Annotated in this window: 1 protein-coding gene; it reads left to right on the plus strand. The window is 40.3% G+C overall.

Annotation, left to right across the window (positions count from 1 at the left end):
* The first annotated feature begins 95 nt into the window (after window positions 1-95).
* Entirely contained in the window at window positions 96-1,670 is a 1,575-nt protein-coding gene (locus PGX44_RS03730) for an IS1182 family transposase (protein WP_498854309.1), read from the plus strand.
* Window positions 1,671-1,683: the final 13 nt, after the last annotated feature.

Genomic DNA, 1,683 nt, shown 5'->3' on the forward strand with positions numbered 1-1,683 from the left:
GGGGCTGTGAAATAACGCCCCTATAAAAACGAATGAGGATCACTGGCTCGAAAGAGCCGGTGATCCTCATTTTGTGGTAAAATTTTACGTAACTAATGAAAAATTCAACCATCAATTATTTTAAAACAAAACAGGCTATTTTGCCACTGTTTATTTCAGATTGTCTGAATATCTGCGATCCTGTGCTGGTTTTTGACCGATTTATGGAGGAAATCGACTTGGAGAAATACCTGAGCAATGTTCCAACGCACGTTACCGGACGTATCAGGTACAACCCGACCAGCATGTTGAAAACAATCTTATTCGGATTTATGACTAATGGATATATCTCGCTCCGCGAACTCGAAGATTGCTGTAAAGTCAATCTTCGCTTTATGTATCTTATGGATCATGAGACACCATCTTACCGCACTTTCGGATATTTTATCGAAAATATGCTCAAACCATCCGTTGAGGAATTGTTCAGCGATATCAACAAGAAAATCTTTGCCAAAGATCATGTAGATTTGAGCCATCTGTATATCGACGGTTCGAAATTTGAGGCAAATGCCAATAAATACAGCTGGGTATGGAAGAAAGCGACGGAAAAATCCAGATATAGACTTTTTGAAAAAATCACGGAGCTACTCGATGAAATCAACAATGACCTTGCCAGCTTCGGCATCAAAATTGATACGAATTCCGAATACGTTCCTGCATACCTTAGTGAAGTAACGGAACGATATGCCAAAATCTATGAACTGGATGAAACAAAATTTGTTCATGGAAAAGGGCATCGAAAAACACCGCAGCAGCGCTATTATGAACGCCTGCAGCAATATACAGCGAAACTTGAAGAATATGTTGAAAAGATAACCGTTTGTGGTCCAGAACGGAACAGTTATTCCAAGACAGACCATGCAGCCACATTCATGCGGCTCAAAACCGATTATATGGGCAACGACCAGCTCTTACCAGCCTACAATGTTCAATTTGGCATTGCAGATGAATACATAGCCGTAGCTGATGTAAATCAATACCGTTCAGACATGGATTGTTTCGTTCCCTTACTGGAGAAATTTCATGATACCTACGGGTTTTATCCAAAGTATCCCGTTGCTGATGCAGGATATGGTTCATACAATAATTATATTTACTGCGAGCAACACGGAATGGAAAAGTACATGAAATTCACTATGTACAAGAAAGAAACTACTGACGCGAAGTATCGAGATAATCCGTTTCGAGCCGTGAATTTCAAGATTGATGAAAAAGGCACACTGCGTTGTCCGGCCGGACAGGCCTTTCATCTTCAATACAGACGAAATGTAAAAGGGAATCGATATGGGCGTCAGGAAGAAGTCTACCAGTGCGAAAATTGCATGGATTGTCCATATGCCTCCGCGTGTAAAAAGACCGATAAAAACAGGACGATTCGTCTTAACCAGGAACTAACCTCCATGCATCAAGAAGTTGTAAATAACCTGGAAAGCATTCAAGGAGCTCTTCTTCGTATGAATCGTTCCATTCAATCCGAAGGTACTTTTGGGATCATGAAAAATAACCGCTGGTACAAAAGAATCGTTCGAAAAGGCATGGAACAAGTACGTTTAGAGATTTTCCTGGTTTCTATCGGGCATAATCTTTATAAATACCACAATAAAAGACTACGTTTGAAGAAAGCCGCATAAACTCTAGAAAAGC

Origin of the sequence: Caecibacter sp. AF58-12pH5A, from assembly GCF_027681725.1 — a bacterium.
Taxonomy (GTDB): Bacteria; Bacillota; Negativicutes; order Veillonellales; family Megasphaeraceae; genus Megasphaera; species Megasphaera hominis.